General features: G+C 68.6%; 7 protein-coding genes. 6 read left to right on the top strand and 1 reads right to left on the bottom strand.

Going from position 1 to position 4,181, the window contains the following annotated elements; genetic code table 11:
* Positions 1–141: 141 nt before the first annotated feature.
* From AC5LSR_RS23410 to AC5LSR_RS23435, 6 genes are all read left to right on the top strand, one after another.
* On the top strand, positions 142–1,179 hold the full coding sequence (locus AC5LSR_RS23410; RefSeq protein WP_250285294.1) for a carbohydrate ABC transporter permease: 1,038 nt from the start codon (positions 142–144) through the stop codon (positions 1,177–1,179).
* Between the two features lie 202 nt (positions 1,180–1,381).
* Complete coding sequence (locus AC5LSR_RS23415) at positions 1,382–1,543, top strand: hypothetical protein (protein WP_250285295.1); 162 nt, start codon at positions 1,382–1,384, stop codon at positions 1,541–1,543.
* A gap of 365 nt (positions 1,544–1,908) precedes the next feature.
* The gene (locus AC5LSR_RS23420) at positions 1,909–2,172 is read left to right on the top strand and encodes a hypothetical protein (protein WP_047222252.1); all 264 of its coding nucleotides are present in this window, start codon (positions 1,909–1,911) and stop codon (positions 2,170–2,172) included.
* On the top strand, positions 2,169–2,585 hold the full coding sequence (locus AC5LSR_RS23425; protein ID WP_250285296.1) for a PIN domain-containing protein: 417 nt from the start codon (positions 2,169–2,171) through the stop codon (positions 2,583–2,585). The genes AC5LSR_RS23420 and AC5LSR_RS23425 overlap by 4 nt, the downstream gene beginning before the upstream one ends.
* A gap of 182 nt (positions 2,586–2,767) precedes the next feature.
* Positions 2,768–3,079: a nucleotidyltransferase family protein gene (locus AC5LSR_RS23430; protein WP_250285304.1), complete on the top strand. Its 312-nt coding sequence runs from the start codon at positions 2,768–2,770 to the stop codon at positions 3,077–3,079.
* Between the two features lie 208 nt (positions 3,080–3,287).
* Positions 3,288–3,404: a HepT-like ribonuclease domain-containing protein gene (locus AC5LSR_RS23435; protein ID WP_445548428.1), complete on the top strand. Its 117-nt coding sequence runs from the start codon at positions 3,288–3,290 to the stop codon at positions 3,402–3,404.
* 12 nt (positions 3,405–3,416) lie between these two features.
* Here AC5LSR_RS23435 and AC5LSR_RS23440 read toward each other — a convergent pair.
* Positions 3,417–4,181, bottom strand: a 765-nt coding sequence (locus tag AC5LSR_RS23440) for a C45 family autoproteolytic acyltransferase/hydrolase (RefSeq protein ID WP_493469042.1), incomplete at its 5' end; no start/stop codon positions are given.

The following is a 4,181-nucleotide window of genomic DNA, read 5'->3' on the forward strand; positions in this document are numbered from 1 at the left end:
GAGTACGAAAGTGGCTGCCCCAGCGACCACTTGTTCCCTCATGTGTATGAGCAACGATATTCGGCCGCGGGGCGGGAGCGAGGCTGCGGGGCGGGGAAGCGATATCGCGGGAACCACCGCGAGGACTACGAGGAGTGATTCATGGCCGTCTCCACGCCGGACGCACCGGCGGCAGGCGACGCTGGCGCGCCGCCGCCCGGGCAGTACAGCGGCGGGCAGCATGACGGCAGGAACCGTGACGACGGCGGAAACCGCGGCGGTGGCCGGCACGGCGGCGGGGATCATGGTGACGGGGACCACGGCGGCGGACGCCGCTGGCGCCGGCACGGCCACCGCGGCCACGGCGGGACCGGCGGGCCGGTCGGCGGCCGGTCACCGCTGAGCTCGTTCGCCGGCCATGCCGTCCTGGCCGTTCTCAGCGTCGCCTGCGTCTTCCCGATCTGCTGGATGTACGCGACGTCGCTGCGCCGCCCCGGCGACATCTACGACACGTCGCTGCTGCCCTGGCCGCTGTCGATCGGCAGCTACCGGCACGCCGCGGACGTGATCCCCATCGGCCAGATGCTGGTCAACACGTTCGTCGTGGCGTCGCTGACCGCCCTCGGGCAGCTGCTGACCGGCCTGCTCGCCGCGTACGCGTTCACCGCCTGGCGCTTCCGCGGGCAGCGGCTGCTCTACCTGCTGTTCGTGGGGACGTGGCTGGTGCCGTTCCAGGTGACGATGGTGTCCAACTACACGCTGCTGTTCCGGCTCGGCCTGCTGAACACGCTCGCCGGGGTGGTCATCCCGACGCTGTGCACGGCGCTCGGCGTCCTGCTGCTGCGCCAGCACATGGAGAGCTTCCCCAAGGAGGTGCTGGAGGCGGCCCGTATCGACGGCCGGTCGTCCTGGTCGACGCTGTGGACCGTCGTCGTGCCCAACCTGCGGCCGGCGCTGGCGGCGCTGGGCATCGTGCTGTTCATCAACGCCTGGAACGAGTACTTCTGGCCGTCGATGGTGCTCCAGCAGGCGAACTCCATGATCCAGCTCGGGCTGCGCGGCTTCCTCGGCGGGACCGAGGGCAACGACTGGGGCGGGATCATGGCCGCCTCCGGGCTCGCCTGCCTACCGATCTTCGGCCTCTACCTGGTACTCCAGCGGCACATCGTCAACGCCTTCGTCCACTCCGGCCTGAAATAGGACGATCCTGAAACCGAGTACCAGAACTCAGGGAGTACGTCTGTAGGAAACGCTTAATTTTTTCGTACCCATAAGGGGTGTTTCTCACAGATCGTACAGTGGTACTCGACGCCATCCCGCTCCCACCATTGCCAGATAGGTGCTCCGGGCCGGGCCGGCTTCCCGGCCCGGAGCACCGTCCACGCCGATGGATGGAGAGACGATGGACGGAGAGACGGTCGATCACCTGCCCCTGCGGCCGGCGGCCTCCGGCACTTCCACACCGATCGAGATCTTCTACGACCTGGCCGTGCTCCGACGGGTCGCCGACAGCCTCCGCGCCCTCGACTGGGACCTGCCCCCGGACGACGAGGCCCAGCCGTAGCCCTCTCGCCGGCAGGCCGGTGGCCCCGGCCGGTGAGCGCCGCCCAGAACTGGCACATCCCGAGCTGGCACGTCCAGAACCGACGACAGCCGCGAGTGCCCATCGACCCTGCCGACCATCCGTTCTGCCTGACCACCGCGGCTGCGCCCGAGGCTCGGTAGCGCTCCGACGTCATGCCGAAGCGCCGGAACACGTTCGGCCGCCGACATCCCCTCCCAGGCAGTCCCGCAGATCGGCTCCACGGGTCTTCCACGCGGTGATCCCAGCCTTGTCCACCGAATCGGCAACCACTGTGAGCACAAAACCGACGCCCGGAGAGTAACCGACGGGTCAGATCGAGGGGCATCCACGGTAGGATAAGGGGTATGAGTGAGCCTACTCAGAAGTACTCGATCACAATGCCTCGGGACATCGCCGAGGCCGCCCGTGCCCGCAGCGGCCCCTCGGGCCTGTCCGCCTACGTCGCCGCGGCCGTCGCCCGCCAGATCGAACGCGACAACCTCAACGAGCTCATCGCGGTCGCCGAGGCCGAGCACGGGCCGATCGGCGACGAGGAGATCCGATCCCGGCGGGATGCCCTGCTACAGGCCCGCGAGCAGCAGCGCTCTTCGGACCCACACGCGGCATGACCCGCCCGGTCGCCGTGCCGGGGGGCACACTGGTCCTCGACAGTGAAGGACTCGCCAGGGCCGTCCAGCGGGACCGCGACGTCACCGGCTGGCTCGCGCTGGCCCGCGCCGACGACATGCGTGTGATCACCAGCGCGGTGACCCTGGTCGAAGTGATCCATCCGCGGATCAGGCGTTCCGCCTTCGCGTGGGCCGTGTCCCGGATCGTCGTGGAGCCCGTCACGGAGCCTGTCGCCCGGCACGCGGCCGAACTGCTGGGGGAGGCGGGGCTGCACGGCCACAGATATGCGATCGATGCGGTGCTCTGCGCGACCGCGCTCGCCGCCCCTGGCCCGGTTACCGTGCTCACCTCGGATCCCGAAGATCTCAGGATGCTGTGCAGTACGGGAGAAGTCACCATCATCAAGATCTGAGGCCGAGGTCCACGGCGCCGACCACAGCCTACCTGGTGGATGTTGGTCGATATCCAATCGCATCCTGACGGATACTCTCAGTACTCGCAGATCCGTTGACCACGGCCGCCGATTCCAGCGGTGGCCGTTGTGCCATCCTGATATCAGGCAGGCCTTCCGACGGGAGGGAAGTCGCTGTGACTATGGATGCATTTCGTCGTCGTCGTGTTACTTTGAGCGAACTACGCGAGCACCGTGCGGACGTCTACGCGGTCGCGCAGCGCTACGGCGTCGGCAACATCCGCGTGTTCGGCTCGGTCGCGCGCGCGGAGGCGGACGAGGCCAGCGACGTCGACCTCCTTGTTGACCTTTCTCCAGGTCGAGGACTTTTTGATCTTGGTGGTTTCATCAGCGGAGCCGAGGCGGTCCTGGATGTCCGCGTCGACGCGACGACTGTGGCCGGCCTACGGCCCCGGCTGCGCGAGCAGGTGCTCGCCGAAGCCGTTGCGCTGTGAGATCTGATCAGGAGCGGCTGCGTGACATCGTCGAGCACGCCAACCTGATCAGTACGCATCTGCCCGCGTCGCGGGACGAACTGGACGCCGACGTCGTCCTCACCGCAGCTCTCGTCCGGTGGGTGGGGATCATCGGAGAAGCCACCGCCCGGCTGTCCGGTGCCTTCCGGAAAAGCCATCCAGATATTCCCTGGCAGCGATCACCGGCATGCGCAACCACCTCGTACACGGATACTTCGCGGTTGACGCCGATCTGCTCTGGATCGCGGTAACCGTCGAGATCCCCGGCCTCGCCCGGACGGTACGCGCATGGCTGAATGACTGACCGTTACCGCTGCTACGTCAGGCGGAAGGTTTCGGTGGTGGACAGGGCGGGGTCGCCGGGGCGGAGGTGTAGTTCTCCGCGGGCTGGGAGGAGGACGGTCGCGGCGACCGTGCGTTCCCGGCGGATGTCGCCGTTGTCGGCGACCCGGATGGGTGGGGTGGACAGCAGCGCGAAGTGCTCCTCGGGGTGCGGGCCGAGGGTGGTGAGCGCCGCCGTGGCCGCCTGGAGGCGGCGGACGGAGGAGTTGCGGGCGAAGACGTTGATCTCGTCGTGGGGGGCGAGGTCGGGGTGGAGGAAGTGGTTGGTGTGGACGGTCCGTGGCGCCCGCGTGGTCCGCAGCTCGTCGCCGACGATCTCTAACCAGGCGGCCTGGGTGGCGTCACGGAGAGTCAGCGAGCGGGAGCTGGCCAGCCGCAGGCCGCGCAGGACGTCGAGCGCTTCCTCAACGCTCGCCGCCGTGTCGAGCAGGTGCCGGACGGCCAGGTACGGGGGCAGGCCCGCCCGCCAGTCGCCGCCCAGGACGAGGTTGATCCCGATCGCGAGGCCGCGGCTGTTCAGGCCGAGGTAGCCGAGCAGGCCGCCGAAGCTCAGCACGAGTGAGCGGCCGATCGGCGAGGCGACGTCGAGGACGGCGATCTGGTCGTCGAGGTCGCCGCTCAGGTCGACCGTCTGGGCGAGCAACGGGCCGGTGGGTGGCGGGTAGCTGGTCGCATAGGTGGTGCAGTCACCCGCGGTAATCGTCTCGCCGGCCCGGCTGTGGGGGTCGCGGGGGATCCC

It is taken from the genome of Protofrankia sp. CiP1_Cm_nod4, assembly GCF_982290645.1.